The sequence below is a fragment of the Carboxydothermus ferrireducens DSM 11255 genome (genome assembly GCF_000427565.1).
GTDB classification, from domain to species: Bacteria; Bacillota; Z-2901; order Carboxydothermales; family Carboxydothermaceae; genus Carboxydothermus; species Carboxydothermus hydrogenoformans.
This window is the reverse complement of sequence record NZ_ATYG01000029.1, coordinates 14274-28301: the sequence shown is the minus strand read 5'-3', so window position 1 is coordinate 28301 and position 14028 is coordinate 14274. Positions and strand designations below refer to the sequence as shown.

Genomic DNA, 14028 nt, shown 5'->3' with positions numbered 1-14028 from the left:
CCCTGCCCCAAGAAGCAGGAACTCACCGTGGCCTTCAGCCACCTTCTCCCATACCGCTTACGAGCATCCTCTTCAGCGGTGACAGGTCACGATATAATGGCCTGTCCAGGAGAGCTCCCGTCAGGAGGGCTACCCGCAAAACTCGCCACGGTTTGTACGGTAAGGTTTTCCCCTTTACCGCAGTACCTTCATTCCTTCCTTCGGTTACTGAAGATACCGACCGTGACTTGCTTTGCAGGCTTTNCAAAAGCTCTCTATACTTCAAGGGAATTTTCTCCCTTAAAGCCAATCCTCTTCGTGCTATCACATAAGCTGCTGCTGTATCTTTAGTTAAATTAAACTGCGGTGCGTACTTTAGCATTCCTATCACGCTTGTATAAACCGGACTTACTTCTCTTATGGCTACACCGTACCTTTTTGCAAGTATCTTTATTCTGGCAATAAGCTTTCGATAGCTAAAACCGTGCTTTATCCTTCTGGATTTTCTTCCCTTGTAATCTCCCCGATAACCTTTGTCTTTTATCGCTAACTTTTCTACTACGATGCCTTTGTTTTTCTCAATGGCTAATTTTACAATTTCGTTGGCATATACCCATGCAAAGTAATCACTTTTCTCTTTTCTTCCATCCCAGAGATGTGGTGTGGGGATTTCTCCATAGCTTTCTAAATTGCCGTTTTTCTTTATTTCAGCCCAAGCTATGTGGGACGGGAAAGCATTTAAGTCTATCCCGATAGCTCCATTGCTGAAATCTATCGATGCACAAGGTAGGTCTTCTTCAAAAGAAATGTAAACATAGTATTTATTGTTTTTCCTCTGCAAACGAACGCTGTAAGGACAGGAATTTAGCATTGCTTCTGCAAACTTTCCCCATTTTTTATGAGAACTTTTAAACTGGACGAACAACCATTCTCTGCTGCCTGTATTTATCCTTAGAAAAAATTGACCTTTTTCTTCGATAACTCTTAAATTTAAATTTCCCTGCTTGGTTTTATCCCCTCTGGAGAAAAGAGTTCCTTTGCGTTTATCTAACCATTCTTTTTTGTACTTTTGCCTTTGCTAACTGCTTAAATGTTTGCTTTTTAGCTTGAAAAACAAGGCTTTCCCGCCAAAGATAACCTTGCGTGGGTTTTCTCCAAGTTCTTTGATACTATGCAAAATTTCGTTAGCTTCAAGAATAGCATCGTCTGCGTATCTGGAATTCAATCCAAAGAGGCTTTGCAGTTCTTTCTTCAGTTCTTTTCGAGCTTTTCCTTCAAGCAACCGGTTATAGGCATATCTCTTACAGGAGTTCCACTTTCGCATTAAGTTATCTAATACTTCTTTCTCCTCTGTCTTTGGGAATAACCTCGCCTGGATTGGTATGATTTGCTTCACGGCTTTCACCACATTTACGATTTTTTACAATTAAACTTTATCCCTTGCAGAGTAAGTATTATTGCACTATTCTGCATTATTTGGCTTAACTGTTGCTCCCTCCAATGGTAAAAATATTTTTACCGTAGTTCCTTTATTTACTTCCGAGTGAAGCTGAATATAACCGTTATGGTTTTCCACCACTCTTTTAACAAAGGGCAATCCCAGTCCCGACTTTTTTTCCTTTAAACTAAATCCCCAGGTCCAAATTTCCTCTTGTATTTCCGGAGGTATTCCGACCCCATTATCGGCAATTTCAAAGCAGATGTAATTCCCCTGTTTATATGTTTTTATGGTAACCCTTCCATCGGGTTTATTGGCAGTGGCGGCAAAGGCATTTTCGATAACGTTAATCAGGGACCGGGCAACCCGAATGTGGTTTATCAATAACTTTTCCTTTTGGTCCAAAAGCTCAAAAAAGATACCCTGCCCGGTATACTTGGGAAAAACATGAGCGCGCACGTAATTAATTAATTCTTCAACGGTAATCGTTTTTCGAACATCATCGTAGAGGATTTCCGAAATCATTTTATTGACATTTTCCACTGCCTGTTCAATTTTTTGGACATATTCTTGTAATTTTGGAGAATCTACCATTAAGCCAATTAAAGAACTTAACCCCTGAATCGTCATTAAAGGTGTTTTTAAGTCATGAACTAAACTGTGAAGTTCCTGAAAAACCCGGGCTTCTTGGACCTGGAGCCGGTACCTTTCTACTTCCAGTTCATTTTCTTTCTGGCGAGATATGATTTCCATTTGGGTGGAGTAGATGGATATTAAAAACGTAGAAATTAAAGCCGTCATCATAATTATAAAAAACATAATCACCGTTATCCAATTTAACGCCGTATCGGCTCCGTAAAACTGGGCAACCAAGCTTACCTCTTCCGCCGGAGTGCCAAAGCTATAGAAAAATTTATTTATAAACGGGGAGTATTTCAACCAGGAAAAAGCCAGAAGAACTTGCAGGACTAAAAAGCTTTTGCTCCAAAAAATATTTTCCGGGGTTTTTAAACCGGAAAATAAAAAAAACAGGACGCATCCAATTAAAATACCAAAAACAAAATCGCCTATTTGAAATTTATAGTATAAATAACCGTAAAAGGAAATTAAAAGTAAGAAAGATAAAAAGGTTTTTAAGATTGGTTTTAGATTATTTACCGTTTCAAAAAAATAAAAAATGAAAATTAAAGCTCCTATATCCCGCATTAAATAATAACCCGTACCTATTAACACCGCTTGAAATACTTTTGAGCTCTGTCCTTCCCAAACACTATCGATGATAAAACGGTCGGTTAACCGTGCCAAAGTGGTGGCTTCATGGGGTAAAAGAATGGCAGCAACGATCAAAGTTACTAAAAATATTTTTTTTATAATTTTTTGCTTCATTTTCCCACCGTTACCTTAAAATACTATTTAATGGTACTTTTAAATCGCGAAAGCGTAATACCCTGGTGTAATATCCGTTGTATCCATTAACAAGCCCATCCATTGCCCGGTTCCCAACTAAAAGCACATAATCGCTTGCCAAAAGAGCTTTAGCAAATAAAGCCCGATCATAACGGTTTTGGTTATGGTAATTTCTTAAACAGACCAATACAATCGGAATTTTAAGCTGTTTGGCTTTAGCTATTAACCTCTGTTCTCGGGCTAACTCTTCTTGAAATTGTTTATACACCCCTTGATCGGTTGAAAATTCGGTACCAACAACCAAAACAAGAGTATGCATATCACGTAAATCGTCCACATCGGCCTTCTGTCGAAAGGTGGTAAAGGCATGCAAATCACGAAAATACTCACTCACCAACAGACCATCGATACCCTGCCCTATGGTGGTTACCAGTACCGGTTCCCGTCCTATCGGTCTTGGAAGACTGGAAAATCCCGCGGTGCTGCTTGAGCTTTTAAAATGGATGATATTTAAAATAAACCAGGAGGCCAATACCCAAAAAGTTAAGCCCAACATCAGCCAAAGGCGCATTTTAGCTTTTTTCACCATAAAATTCACCTTAAACAAAATCTGGAAACTGCAATTGACGCAAAGCTTCGTAAACCACAATGGCAACGGTATTTGATAAATTTAACGACCTTATTTGGGGCAACATTGGTATACGAAAGGTAAATTCTTTATTGGCTTCTAAAAGCTCCTGCGGCAGTCCCTGGGTCTCTTTCCCAAACACTAAAAAATCCCCAGGCTTATAGCTTACCTCATGGTAATAACGTTTTCCTTTAGTCGAAAGGTAGAAAAAACGACCCTCCGGGTATTTTTCCCTCAGTTCCTGAAAGTTTTCGTGGTAAATTACCCTTACTTTGTCCCAGTAATCCAGCCCTGCTCTTTTTAAGTATTTATCTTCAGTGGAAAAACCCAGTGGTTTAACCAGATGGAGGGTTGAACCGGTAGCAGCACAGGTGCGAGCAATATTTCCGGTATTATAAGGTATTTCCGGTTCCACCAATACAACGTTAAACATTTGACTCCTCCTTTTGGCAAAATTCCGGAAAAGGACAGATATTGCAGTTTGGCTTTTGGGCCTTGCATATTCTTCTTCCGAATAAAATTAAGCGATGGTGTAAGTCTATCCAGCTATTTTGAGGAAAAATTTTTTTCAAATCTAAAGATACGCCTTCCGGCTTTCTGGCTTTCGATAACCCAAGACGCCGGGCTACCCTGAAAACATGGGTATCCACCGGAAAGGAAGGTTTATTAAAACCAACTCCTACAATAACCTCCGCAGTTTTCGGTCCAACCCCCGGAAGTTTAAGCAGTTCAGCAAAACTATCAGGTACTTGACCTTGATACTCCCTGTCCAAGATTTCAGCAATTTTAATTAAATTTCTCGCTTTATTCCGGTATAAACCTAAAGAACGAATTTGCCTGGATAACTCCTCTTCTCCCATATCTAATAAATCCCTGGGCTCCTTTACAAATAAAAAAAGTTTTTCCGTTACCTTATTTACCTGCCGGTCGGTACTTTGCGCCGATAACACCACGGCCACAAGCAGCTGAAAAATATTTTGGAAATTTAACTCCGTTTTTGCCACGGGAAAAAGTTTTTCTAACTCTGCAGCAATTTTATGTGCTTTTTTTCCGGTCACACTCCACCATTCCCTCATAACATTCATCGCAAATAAATTCACCGCAGGTTTGACAAAACTTTATGCCGTTAGGAAACAAATCCAAACAATCATAACAATAGGCCGTATCGCAATGTTTACAAACAAGGCCCTCCGTATGGGTGGTTTTACACCGGTCACAAACAATTATTTTCAAAACCCTCACCCCCGTATCATCTTTATCTTATCAAAAAAAGTTAAAATAAAAAACCACCCCCACCGGGGTGGCTTTCGCCTGATTCTTTTAAATTTCTTTAATTGCTTCGGTCGGGCAACCTTCTATGCATTCCCGGGTTGCTTCCTCAACATCTTCCGGAACTTCGCCGGCAATCGCCTGGGATTTACCCTCATCATTCCAGGAAAATACTTCCGGACAGTTGTCAACGCAAAAACCACAGCTTACACACAAATCTTGGTCGACAGTTACGCGCATTCATTACACCCCTTTCTGCAAATTCAAATATAGTATGTAAATTTAAAGCTTACTTTATTCTACAACATCTATTCGGCAACTTTCAAGCTTGACAACTAAATTTTCAGCCGGAAAAATAAAAAGAAAAATTATGCTTCAACGAGGGGTTGTTATGGAAATAACCTTGCCGGTAAACCAGGAGTATATTGGAAAAACAGTTTTTCAGTTTTTAAAAAGCCACGGTTTAAGTAAACGGCAGTTACGAAAATTAAAACTTCAAAATGCAGTATTTTTTAATAATAAACCGGTCCCGTTAAATTCTCATCTTACCACTCCCGGAGAAGTTGTAATAAAACTTCCCCACACCTTACCACCTGCGGTTCAAAGCCAAAAAGCACCGGTAAAAGTTCTATATGAAGATGATTACCTTATTGTAATTGATAAACCGGCAGGGGTTTTAGCCCATCCGGTAAAAAATCACCTTGCACCCTCAATGCAGGAGCTTACCCTTTCTTATTATCGGGATAAAGGTAGGATTTTTGAGGGTTTTTATCCAATCTATCGCCTGGACCGGAATACTTCCGGTCCAATGTTAATTGCCAAGTTTAGTCTCATCGCCGAAATGTTAAACAATTCCTTAAGAAAAAGGCAAATTAACAAGATTTATCTGGCTTTAATTGAAGGCCACCTGGCAGATAAAAGTGGAATCATTAACCTTCCCCTGGGGCTTTTAGAAGGAAGCATTATTAAAAGGGCTGTAGTTCCCGGTGGCCAGCCCGCCTGTACCAAATATCAAACAGTAAAGGCTTTCCCTACCCACACCCTTTTAAAAGTAGAACTCTTAACCGGAAGAACCCACCAAATCCGGGCTCATTTTGCTGCAATTGGTCACCCGTTAGCAGGAGACGATTTATATGGGGGCAAAATGGGCCTTATTGAGCGCCAGGCATTGCACCTTTACCATATTTCCTTCCCGCACCCCATAACAAAGAAAACGATTAGTTTATACGCTCCTCTTCCTCGAGATTTTAAAGAAGCCCTAATTACTTTAAAGAAAGCTTCCGGTGAACTTCTTTAAGTTTCCGTCTAATAGGAAGTCCATAAGGACAGCGTGTTTCGCAAAGGCCACACTCCTGACAGGCATCGGCTTTAACCGTTAGATTTTTGTAGCGTTCCTTTGCCCAGCCAGGAAGGCCGTAGCGGTCGTAATAAGTTTCTAACACAAAAATTGTAGGAATGCCAATCCCCACCGGACAGGGCTGGCAGTAGCCACAGCGGCGACAAAACTCCCGGGCAGCAAAGGAAGCTTTTTCTTTTAAAGCTTCCATCTTCGCCGCTAAATCCACTTCCGAATTAAATATGTCAAGGTTTTGCCGGGCTTCGTTTACTTCCGCCATCCCAACCAGAACAACATCAACGGCAGAAAAGTTTTTTAAATAATAAAGAGCCACATCCGCCGGAAACTCCCGGTTTTCACCAAAAAAGCCCCCGGCTAAAGGCTTCATAGCAATGGTGCCAACCCCTAATTCTTGAGCATGAATAAACGCATCTTCTTTATCGGTTTCCACCAAATTTAACGGTAACATCATCGTTTCAAAGTCATAAGCAGCTAAAAGCTTTTTTAATAAATCTTTATTATGGGTGGTAACCCCAATAGCCCGAATTTTTCCCGCTTTTTTGGCCTCCACCAAAGCTTCCAAAGCCCCACCGGGTGCTAAAACCTTGTCCATCTCTTCCTCGCTTTTGATATTATGTAGCTGATAAATATCAATATAATCGGTTTGAAGTTCGGACAATGATATATCAATATCCCGGGCCATGTCGGAATACGTTCTGGCCATTGACTTAGTTGCCACTATCCAGTCTTTGCGATCATGTTTAATTGCCTCCCCGATAAAACCTTCACTTACCGTATACGCCCGGGCAGAGTCAATAAAATTAACTCCCCCCTCTTTTAAGACATCCAGAACCGGCCGTACCTCCCGGATATTTTTACGCTGAATGGGAATGCCGCCAAATCCCAAGCGACTAACTTTTAGCCCACTCTTACCAAGAACTCTGTATTCCATTATTTCATCCCCTTTCTCAGTTTGTTTGTCCAGGCAAGGGCTTTTAGATAACAATCGGGAACGGCTGTAACATTCATTTTAAGTTTTTGCGTAATCGAAGTCATTTTTTCCCAGTCACCTTTTTCGTATGCTAAAATCAGTTGAAATATATCCCCCATTTGACCTGCTCCGGTTAATAAAGCATCCATTAAATCCTGAGCTAACGGCAATTGATTTAAGATTTCCCCGAGGGGCCTCTGAAGCAAAACATCGATTAAAGAAAACATCCCCATTAAAAAAGCTTCGTCTTTTCTGCTGCCAAGGCCCGCTTTCTCGGCTAAAAGCTCGCCAAATTTTGCCCGGATTAATGAAGTTGTAAGTAGTTCATCGGACTTACCTTTACCCAAATCACTTATGACCATTAAGCTAACCCATTTTCGTGTTTCCTCGATGCCCAAGCGGATTAGCGCCTGTTTAACCGAAGTAATACGTTCAATTGTAAAAAAACAGCCGAATTTACCAAACGTAATAGTTCATAAGTTAAGGATACATTTGCTTCAATAAGCTCCGCAATATAATCAAAATTCGGTTCCCGCTTGTTTAATTCATTTAAAATCTGCATGTAAGTTAATTTTGAAGCGGAAATGTCTTTTCCTGAAACAATTTCCGGTTTACTAAAAAAATACCCCTGAAAGAAGCTATAACCGGCTTTAATGGCCTCTTCATACTCTTCCTTTGTTTCCACCTTTTCCGCCAAAAATTCAATTTTTTTGTTTCTAAATTTTTGAGGTATTGTTTTTCTGTCTTTCAGAGAATTTGCTAAAAAATCCACTTTGATAATATCGGCCATATTTAACAGCTCATCAGGGGTATTCCCCAAATTAAAGATAAAATCATCCAAAGCTATTTTAAACCCTTTTCCTTTTAAAAACCGCAAAGCTTGAAGTAACTCTTTATCGGGAGTTATATCCTCTAAAATTTCGACCACCAGCAAATTTTTGTTAAAAATTAGGGGAATTCCCTCTTTTAATAAATTTTCGGTAAAATTAATAAAAGCTAACTTTCCGTTAGTTAAATTTTCAAGCCCAATTCGAAATAAACTATTAATGATAACTGAAGCCGTTGCCCTATCCCCATTAGAACCATCAAAGTGATTTATTTTACCGCTGCGGTATAGTAATTCGTACGCCACAACTTTTTCTTTTTTGTCAAATATTGGTTGTCGGGCAACAAAAACTTTCATTCCCAGCCATCTCCTGGTTGCGCGTTAAAAGCATTATTTACTATTATTTTACCATTAATTAAAAAACTTACCTGGAAAATTTTTTGTGATTTCAAGAAGGTAGGTAATAGCTATTCCTTTTTTTAATTAAAGCTACTGTCTCCACATGCATCGTCTGCGAAAACATATCCACCGGTGTTATTTCCACCGGGTAATAGCCGGCTTCCGCCAGAATCTCTAAATCCCGGGCCTGGGTTGCAGGATTGCATGAAACATAAACAATCCGCTCCGCACCATGCTTTATTATCTCCTCTAAAACCTCTTTTTTTACTCCCTCCCGGGGAGGATCCAGGATAATTTTATTAAAACGATAACCTTTCTTTAAAAGCCAGGGAAGTTTTTCTTCCACTTTTCCGGCAAAAAAATTAACATTCGCTATACCGTTTAGTTTAGCATTGGTCCTGGCCACCTCAACCGCATCCCTAATTTCTTCCACTCCTACAACGTTTGCGGCAATTCGGGCAGCCGGTAAGGTCAGGGATCCTACTCCCGAATAGCCGTCAAAAACCATATCGGTTTTTCCCAAATCAAGATAATCTAAGGCAATGCGGTATATCTTTTCCGCCTGCACCGGATTTATTTGAAAAAAGGAAAGAGGAGTTAGCCTATAGCTAATCCCTAATAGTTCTTCGGTAATATACCGGGTACCAAAAGTAACGGTTGTCCCTTTACCAAAGACTTCCCGGGTTTTTTTGGGGTTTTCATGAAAAGTTAGCGTCTGGATTTCAGGGTTTAAAAGAATTTTCGCAGCAATTTCTTTTACGTTAAAATTTAATTTTACGGCTGTTACCACTACCTGGATTTCACCGGTAGTTGATGACTTACGAACCACCAAATGCCGTAGAACTCCAGCATCGTTAAAGTAAGCTTTAAGCTTAAAAGCATCTAATATTTCAGTAACATAATGAGCCACCTCAACTAAGCTTTTATCGGCAATCAGACAATCGGTTACAGGAAACCAGTTATTTTTTCGGTCAAAATAACCAATAGCTAATTTATTCTGGCTACTTCCAAAAGTGAAATGCACTTTTTGACGGTAGCGGTAAAAAGCAAAATTAGGCAGAACAGAGTTGATAGGAGCATCTATCCGGCCTATTTTTTTCATAATATTATAAACTTTTGTTTTTTTAAGTACTAACTGCTGCTCGTAATCAAGGTTTTGTAAACTGCAACCTCCGCAGTGACCAAAATGGGAACACCTGGGAACATCCCGGTAAGGAGAATTAGTTAAAATTTCCAGAGCCTCTCCCAGAATAACGCCTCTTTTTTCGCCGGTAACTTTTACTTTGACCACATCACCAACGGTGACATCCCCCGAAACAAAGTAAACCCGCTTTTCTTTTTTCCCAATACCCAGTCCTTCTTCGGTAAGGTCAATTATTTCTAAAATTTCTTCCATAAATCCTCCTGAATTAAACTTTCTATTCTCGCCGGTAAATCTCTATACCCTGCTCCTCAATCCTTTGCCGAAACTTTTCATCTAACGGGCTATTCATATCTATAACGTCAATCTTGTAAATACCCGCTGCCTCATCTAAGTCTGACCATAACCCCGATGGCATCCTGCCCTCGCAGTAAACCGCAAGGTCTATATCAGAATTATACTTATAATCCCCCCGGGCGCGGGATCCAAAAATGACCGCTCTAATTACATTTTCCCTTTTTTGCAACTCTTTGATTAAAGCGTTTAAAATATGTTCAGGTAAACCGAAATTCATTTAAGCACCTCCGCCATCTTCTTAGCAAATGCTGCAAAAGCGTCATAATACCTTTTTTTAACTTTATCATAGATTTCTTTGGCCATTTGCTCGTCATAAGTGTGCACAGTAAGATTTCGAGCATCGATCATATCAATCCAGACATCCCCATCAAAAATAAGTCCATAGGCAAATGCTTCTTTAAAGGCTGCTCGCGGCGAGTTTACAGTTGCATACCCCTCATACTCAAGATAGGTCTTCATCAGTTTCCAAGCCAGTTCATAGATAAACTCAAAACGCTGAATTACGCCATCATAAACTAAAGGATTTGTTAAATCTTCTTCCAACGCTTCTTTAAGTCTTAAAACAGCCTTCTTATATTCATTAAATTTCTCCATTAACCGTTCGCTATTCACTATTTAACCTCCCTTAAATTTTGCTAACCCTATTATATTAGCAAAAGAAAATAATTTCAAAAATATTCCATTTTTTGTCTGGATTAACAATACTTAGAGAAAAAACATTTTCCCCATTACAAACCAGGTCATGATTCCATTCCAGGTGGCATGCGCCACAAAGGGGCTTAATAACGTGCCGGTCTTTTCGTAAAGATACGCCAGTATTGCACCCCCTATTGAGAGCGGTAAAAACCGGTAAGGATCAAAATGCATCGCTCCAAAAAGTAAGGAAGATACTGCTATCCCTCCAACCACACCCATGTATTTTTTTAATACAGGATAGCTAAAACCGCGAAAGAAAAGCTCTTCGGCAAAAGGGCCGAGAAAAACTCCCAAAAATACCAGCATATTTTTCTCCGTGGGAGTTTTAGCCAGGGTTAAGAGTTTTTCAAAGGTCTGCGGAGGAGGATTAACCTTTAAAATTTTAAAACTAAAAGCTCCCACCACCACCACGGTAATTAAAATTAAAAAACCTCCAAACACTCCCCATTTAAAGGCTTTACCCCAATTTTTTACCGTAAGCCCCAGGTCAGATAGGTGACCTCGGTTTTTTTCCACCACCCACAATACCAAAGCCAATAGTAGTATATCCTGAAAAAAAGTTAAAAAGATAACCTTGGCTCCAAAACTTTTAAGGCCGGGAAGAGGAAGCGCTCCCAACAGTAAATTCATCCCATTTACCAAAACTAAAGTTAATATCAATATTAAAACCACATGTTTTAACTTCCAGCGAATTTCCAGCATCAAACCCCTCCTGTTTTTCATCTCTATTTTAGCATTTCCCGCAGGTGAAAAAAATAAAAACCTCCAAAACTGGAGGCTTTTATAAGTGTTTAATAATATAATCGGCCATTTCGGAGGTTTTCGCAGTCCCGCCTAAATCATAGGTAACCATGTCCTTATTGGGAAGAACCTTGGTTAAAGCCCGCTCTATTTTGGCAGCTGCATCCACTTCTCCCAGGTGTTTTAACATCATCACCCCCGATAAAATCTCCGCCAGGGGATTTACCCGGTTTTGGCCGGCATGCTTTGGGGCACTTCCGTGCACCGGTTCAAAAACTGCATATTCGTCACCGATATTGGCTCCCGGTGCCACTCCAAGGCCACCTACCAAACCCGCGCAGAGGTCCGACAAAATATCACCGTAAAGATTGGGCATCACCATCACATCAAATTTTTCCGGAGTTTGAACCAACTTCATGGCCATAGCATCAACAATCATATCCTCAAACTCAATATCGGGATATTCCGCGGCCACTTCCCGGGCCACCGCTAAAAATAAGCCATCGGTATACTTCATGATATTGGCTTTATGAACGGCGGTAACCTTTTTTCGTCCCTCTTTGCGGGCCAGTTCGAAAGCAAACCGGACAATCCTTTGGGAAGCTTTCCGGGTAATAATTTTGATGCTTTCCGCCGCATCATCACCTACCATGTGTTCAACTCCGGCATATAAGTCTTCGGTATTTTCCCGGACCGTAATTAAATCAATATTTTCATAACGGGTAACCACACCCGGTAAGGATTTTGCCGGCCGAACATTGGCATATAAATCCAGGGCTTTTCTTAAGGCAACATTCACGCTGCGAAATCCCGTGCCGATAGGTGTAGTCATCGGACCTTTTAAAGCAACTTTATTTTTTTTGATAGATTCCAAAACATAATCGGGCAACGGAGTACCGTACTCGGCCATTACCTTTTCCCCGGCTTCCACCACTTCCCATTCAATATTCGCGCCGCTGGCGTCAATTACCCGCCTGGCTGCTTCGACAATTTCCGGACCAATTCCGTCTCCGGGAATCAATGTTACTCTATGCGCCATCGTAGACCTCCTTAAAAGTTAAATGTGCCGTATTTTTTAAAATGCTCAATCAACCCGCCATCATTTAAAATCTTGATCATTACCTCCGGCAAAGGCTTAATCGGTATATCCTCGCCGGTAGTCAGGTTTCTAATAATCCCTTTAGACAAATCTACTTCCAGTTCATCGCCGGCATTTATTTTATCGGTATCACACTCAATTACCGGAAGACCGGTATTAATTGCATTCCGGTAAAAAATCCGGGCAAAGGACTTAGCAATGACAGCACCAATTTTAGCGTATTTAATGGCCAGCGGTGCTTGTTCCCGGGATGAACCGCAGCCAAAGTTACTGCCGGCAACGATAAAATCTCCGGGGGTTATTTTGTTGTAAATATCCGGGTCTAAATCTTCCATCACGTGCTTTGCTAATTCATTCATATCCAATGTTTTAAACTTGTATTTACCGGAAATTATATAATCGGTATTGACGTCATTGCCAAATTTATGGCATTTACCCCTTAAAATCATTTTTTACTCCACCATCCTTAAAAATAAGGTCTCGGGTCCGCAATCTCACCGGCAATAGCCGAAGCAGCAACTGTGGCCGGTGAAGCTAAATAGATAAAGGCATTACTGTTACCCATCCGGCCTTTGAAATTCCGGTTGGCAGTTGAAATAACATTTTCTCCGTCGGAAGGTATACCGTTATGGGTACCCACACAAGGACCACAGCCCGGTGTAACTACGGCAGCCCCAGCTTCCACAAAAATTTTAATAAGTCCTTCTTCCATGGCTTTCAGGAAAATTTTGCGGGAAGCCGGCGCCACAATCAGGCGGGTTCTGGGATGAATTTTTCTGCCCTCAAGGATTTTGGCTGCGATCCGTAAATCTTCAAGCCGTCCGTTTGTACAGGTTCCCAGTACCGCCTGGTGAATCGGAGTACCGGCCACCTCGGTAACTTTGGCGGTGTTATCAACGGTATGCGGCTTGGCCACCATCGGTTCCAACTCCGATACGTCATATTCCAAAACTTTAGCATAAACCGCATCCGGATCGGCAAAGACCGGTGTAAAATCCTTACCGCCGTGTTCTTTTACAAAAGCAAAAGTTTTTTCATCGGCTTCCATCAATCCGGCTTTTGCTCCCATTTCAATAGCCATATTGGCAATGGTAAAGCGACCATCCATGGAAAGGTCCGAAATAGCTTCCCCGGTGTATTCCGCGGCCATATAGGTTGCTCCATCGGCGGTTACATCCCCGATTAAATACAAAATTAAATCCTTGGCAAATACTCCTTTGGGAAGTTTACCCTTTAACACAAATTTTATCGTTTCGGGAACTTTAAACCAGAGCTTCCCGGAAATAATCGCCGCTGCCAGATCGGTAGACCCAACACCGGTAGCAAAGGCATTTAACGCCCCGTAAGTGCAGGTATGGGAATCGGCCCCTACTACCAGGGAACCGGGACCTACTTTACCGCTTTCCGGCACTACCTGGTGGCAGACTCCATCGCCAATATCGTGGAAATCAATTCCGTGCTCGTCCCGAAACTCCCGCATCAATTTGTGAAGCCGCGAAACCCCTTCATTGGGGCTGGGAGCGCTGTGGTCTATCACAAACACCACTTTTTCCGGATCAAAAACTTTTTTCCCGCCCATCTCTTTAAAGGATTTTATTGCCAGGGGAGCCGTTCCGTCCTGCCCCATAACGTAATCCACATCGGCTACCACAATTTGGCCCGCATAAGCATCAACGCCGCTTTTTTGCGAAAGGATTTTTTCAATGATTGTTTTTCCCAAA

17 protein-coding genes and 1 pseudogene are annotated in these 14028 nt (G+C 41.1%); 1 reads left to right on the top strand and 17 read right to left on the bottom strand.

Features of this window, described 5'->3' with window-relative positions; genetic code table 11:
• Positions 1-34 precede the first annotated feature (34 nt).
• The 7 genes and pseudogenes from CARFE_RS16860 to CARFE_RS0110730 all read right to left on the bottom strand — a co-directional run bounded on the left by CARFE_RS16860 (position 35) and on the right by CARFE_RS0110730 (position 4961).
• Positions 35-1375 (bottom strand): annotated as a pseudogene (locus tag CARFE_RS16860) (IS200/IS605 family accessory protein TnpB-related protein).
• Between the two features lie 66 nt (positions 1376-1441).
• A complete protein-coding gene (locus CARFE_RS0110750; RefSeq protein ID WP_028052767.1) occupies positions 1442-2803 on the bottom strand; it encodes a sensor histidine kinase in 1362 nt (453 codons plus the stop codon).
• A gap of 10 nt (positions 2804-2813) precedes the next feature.
• Positions 2814-3410, bottom strand: a complete 597-nt coding sequence (locus tag CARFE_RS0110745; protein ID WP_154652762.1) for a DUF6305 family protein — start codon at positions 3408-3410, stop codon at positions 2814-2816.
• 13 nt (positions 3411-3423) lie between these two features.
• Positions 3424-3885, bottom strand: a complete 462-nt coding sequence (gene trmL / locus CARFE_RS0110740; RefSeq protein ID WP_028052765.1) for a tRNA (uridine(34)/cytosine(34)/5-carboxymethylaminomethyluridine(34)-2'-O)-methyltransferase TrmL — start codon at positions 3883-3885, stop codon at positions 3424-3426.
• Positions 3878-4510, bottom strand: coding sequence for an endonuclease III (gene nth / locus CARFE_RS0110735; RefSeq protein WP_028052764.1), 633 nt, complete (start codon positions 4508-4510; stop codon positions 3878-3880). Before nth ends, trmL begins: the two co-directional genes overlap by 8 nt.
• Entirely contained in the window at positions 4488-4685 is a 198-nt protein-coding gene (locus tag CARFE_RS16205) for a hypothetical protein (RefSeq protein ID WP_154652761.1), read from the bottom strand. The genes nth and CARFE_RS16205 overlap by 23 nt, the downstream gene beginning before the upstream one ends.
• A gap of 87 nt (positions 4686-4772) precedes the next feature.
• The gene (locus tag CARFE_RS0110730) at positions 4773-4961 is read right to left on the bottom strand and encodes a ferredoxin (protein ID WP_011344042.1); all 189 of its coding nucleotides are present in this window, start codon (positions 4959-4961) and stop codon (positions 4773-4775) included.
• 151 nt (positions 4962-5112) lie between these two features.
• Here CARFE_RS0110730 and CARFE_RS0110725 point away from each other — a divergent pair, with 151 nt between their 5' ends.
• Positions 5113-6018 (top strand): RluA family pseudouridine synthase, encoded by a 906-nt coding sequence (locus tag CARFE_RS0110725; protein WP_051250286.1) that lies wholly within the window; start codon positions 5113-5115, stop codon positions 6016-6018.
• On the opposite strand, the gene CARFE_RS0110720 is transcribed toward CARFE_RS0110725, so the two are convergent.
• The 10 genes from CARFE_RS0110720 to CARFE_RS0110680 all read right to left on the bottom strand — a co-directional run bounded on the left by CARFE_RS0110720 (position 5984) and on the right by CARFE_RS0110680 (position 14027).
• Positions 5984-7009, bottom strand: coding sequence for an aldo/keto reductase (locus CARFE_RS0110720; protein ID WP_028052762.1), 1026 nt, complete (start codon positions 7007-7009; stop codon positions 5984-5986). The two genes, CARFE_RS0110725 and CARFE_RS0110720, sit on opposite strands and share 35 nt — an antisense overlap.
• Positions 7009-7446: an EAL and HDOD domain-containing protein gene (locus tag CARFE_RS16755; protein ID WP_161625138.1), complete on the bottom strand. Its 438-nt coding sequence runs from the start codon at positions 7444-7446 to the stop codon at positions 7009-7011. Before CARFE_RS16755 ends, CARFE_RS0110720 begins: the two co-directional genes overlap by 1 nt.
• Positions 7447-7451: 5 nt before the next feature.
• Positions 7452-8231 carry an EAL and HDOD domain-containing protein gene (locus tag CARFE_RS16750; RefSeq protein WP_051250284.1) on the bottom strand — a complete coding sequence of 260 codons (780 nt, stop codon included), beginning with the start codon at positions 8229-8231 and terminating at the stop codon, positions 7452-7454.
• A gap of 91 nt (positions 8232-8322) precedes the next feature.
• Positions 8323-9669 (bottom strand): 23S rRNA (uracil(1939)-C(5))-methyltransferase RlmD, encoded by a 1347-nt coding sequence (rlmD, locus tag CARFE_RS0110710; protein WP_028052761.1) that lies wholly within the window; start codon positions 9667-9669, stop codon positions 8323-8325.
• Between the two features lie 22 nt (positions 9670-9691).
• A complete protein-coding gene (locus CARFE_RS0110705; RefSeq protein ID WP_011344033.1) occupies positions 9692-9988 on the bottom strand; it encodes a nucleotidyltransferase family protein in 297 nt (98 codons plus the stop codon).
• Positions 9985-10383: a nucleotidyltransferase substrate binding protein gene (locus CARFE_RS0110700; protein WP_028052760.1), complete on the bottom strand. Its 399-nt coding sequence runs from the start codon at positions 10381-10383 to the stop codon at positions 9985-9987. Before CARFE_RS0110700 ends, CARFE_RS0110705 begins: the two co-directional genes overlap by 4 nt.
• Positions 10384-10476: 93 nt before the next feature.
• A complete protein-coding gene (locus tag CARFE_RS15705; RefSeq protein WP_051250283.1) occupies positions 10477-11169 on the bottom strand; it encodes a CPBP family intramembrane glutamic endopeptidase in 693 nt (230 codons plus the stop codon).
• Between the two features lie 79 nt (positions 11170-11248).
• Positions 11249-12247: an isocitrate/isopropylmalate dehydrogenase family protein gene (locus CARFE_RS0110690; protein WP_028052759.1), complete on the bottom strand. Its 999-nt coding sequence runs from the start codon at positions 12245-12247 to the stop codon at positions 11249-11251.
• An 11-nt stretch (positions 12248-12258) separates the two neighbouring features.
• Complete coding sequence (locus CARFE_RS0110685; RefSeq protein ID WP_028052758.1) at positions 12259-12756, bottom strand: 3-isopropylmalate dehydratase small subunit; 498 nt, start codon at positions 12754-12756, stop codon at positions 12259-12261.
• Positions 12757-12773: 17 nt separating this feature from the next.
• Positions 12774-14027 carry a 3-isopropylmalate dehydratase large subunit gene (locus CARFE_RS0110680; protein ID WP_028052757.1) on the bottom strand — a complete coding sequence of 418 codons (1254 nt, stop codon included), beginning with the start codon at positions 14025-14027 and terminating at the stop codon, positions 12774-12776.
• Between the last annotated feature and the right edge of the window lies 1 nt (position 14028).

Bases quoted from the DNA above. Each gene is read 5' to 3' on its own strand.
- CARFE_RS0110750 (WP_028052767.1), bottom strand. From the start codon at position 2,803: ATGAAGCAAAAAATTATAAAAAAAATATTTTTAGTAACTTTGATCGTT.
- trmL (WP_028052765.1), bottom strand. From the start codon at position 3,885: ATGTTTAACGTTGTATTGGTGGAACCGGAAATACCTTATAATACCGGA.
- CARFE_RS0110730 (WP_011344042.1), bottom strand. From the start codon at position 4,961: ATGCGCGTAACTGTCGACCAAGATTTGTGTGTAAGCTGTGGTTTTTGC.
- CARFE_RS0110725 (WP_051250286.1), top strand. From the start codon at position 5,113: ATGGAAATAACCTTGCCGGTAAACCAGGAGTATATTGGAAAAACAGTT.
- CARFE_RS0110720 (WP_028052762.1), bottom strand. From the start codon at position 7,009: ATGGAATACAGAGTTCTTGGTAAGAGTGGGCTAAAAGTTAGTCGCTTG.
- CARFE_RS16750 (WP_051250284.1), bottom strand. From the start codon at position 8,231: ATGAAAGTTTTTGTTGCCCGACAACCAATATTTGACAAAAAAGAAAAA.
- rlmD (WP_028052761.1), bottom strand. From the start codon at position 9,669: ATGGAAGAAATTTTAGAAATAATTGACCTTACCGAAGAAGGACTGGGT.
- CARFE_RS0110705 (WP_011344033.1), bottom strand. From the start codon at position 9,988: ATGAATTTCGGTTTACCTGAACATATTTTAAACGCTTTAATCAAAGAG.
- CARFE_RS15705 (WP_051250283.1), bottom strand. From the start codon at position 11,169: ATGCTGGAAATTCGCTGGAAGTTAAAACATGTGGTTTTAATATTGATA.
- CARFE_RS0110690 (WP_028052759.1), bottom strand. From the start codon at position 12,247: ATGGCGCATAGAGTAACATTGATTCCCGGAGACGGAATTGGTCCGGAA.
- CARFE_RS0110685 (WP_028052758.1), bottom strand. From the start codon at position 12,756: ATGATTTTAAGGGGTAAATGCCATAAATTTGGCAATGACGTCAATACC.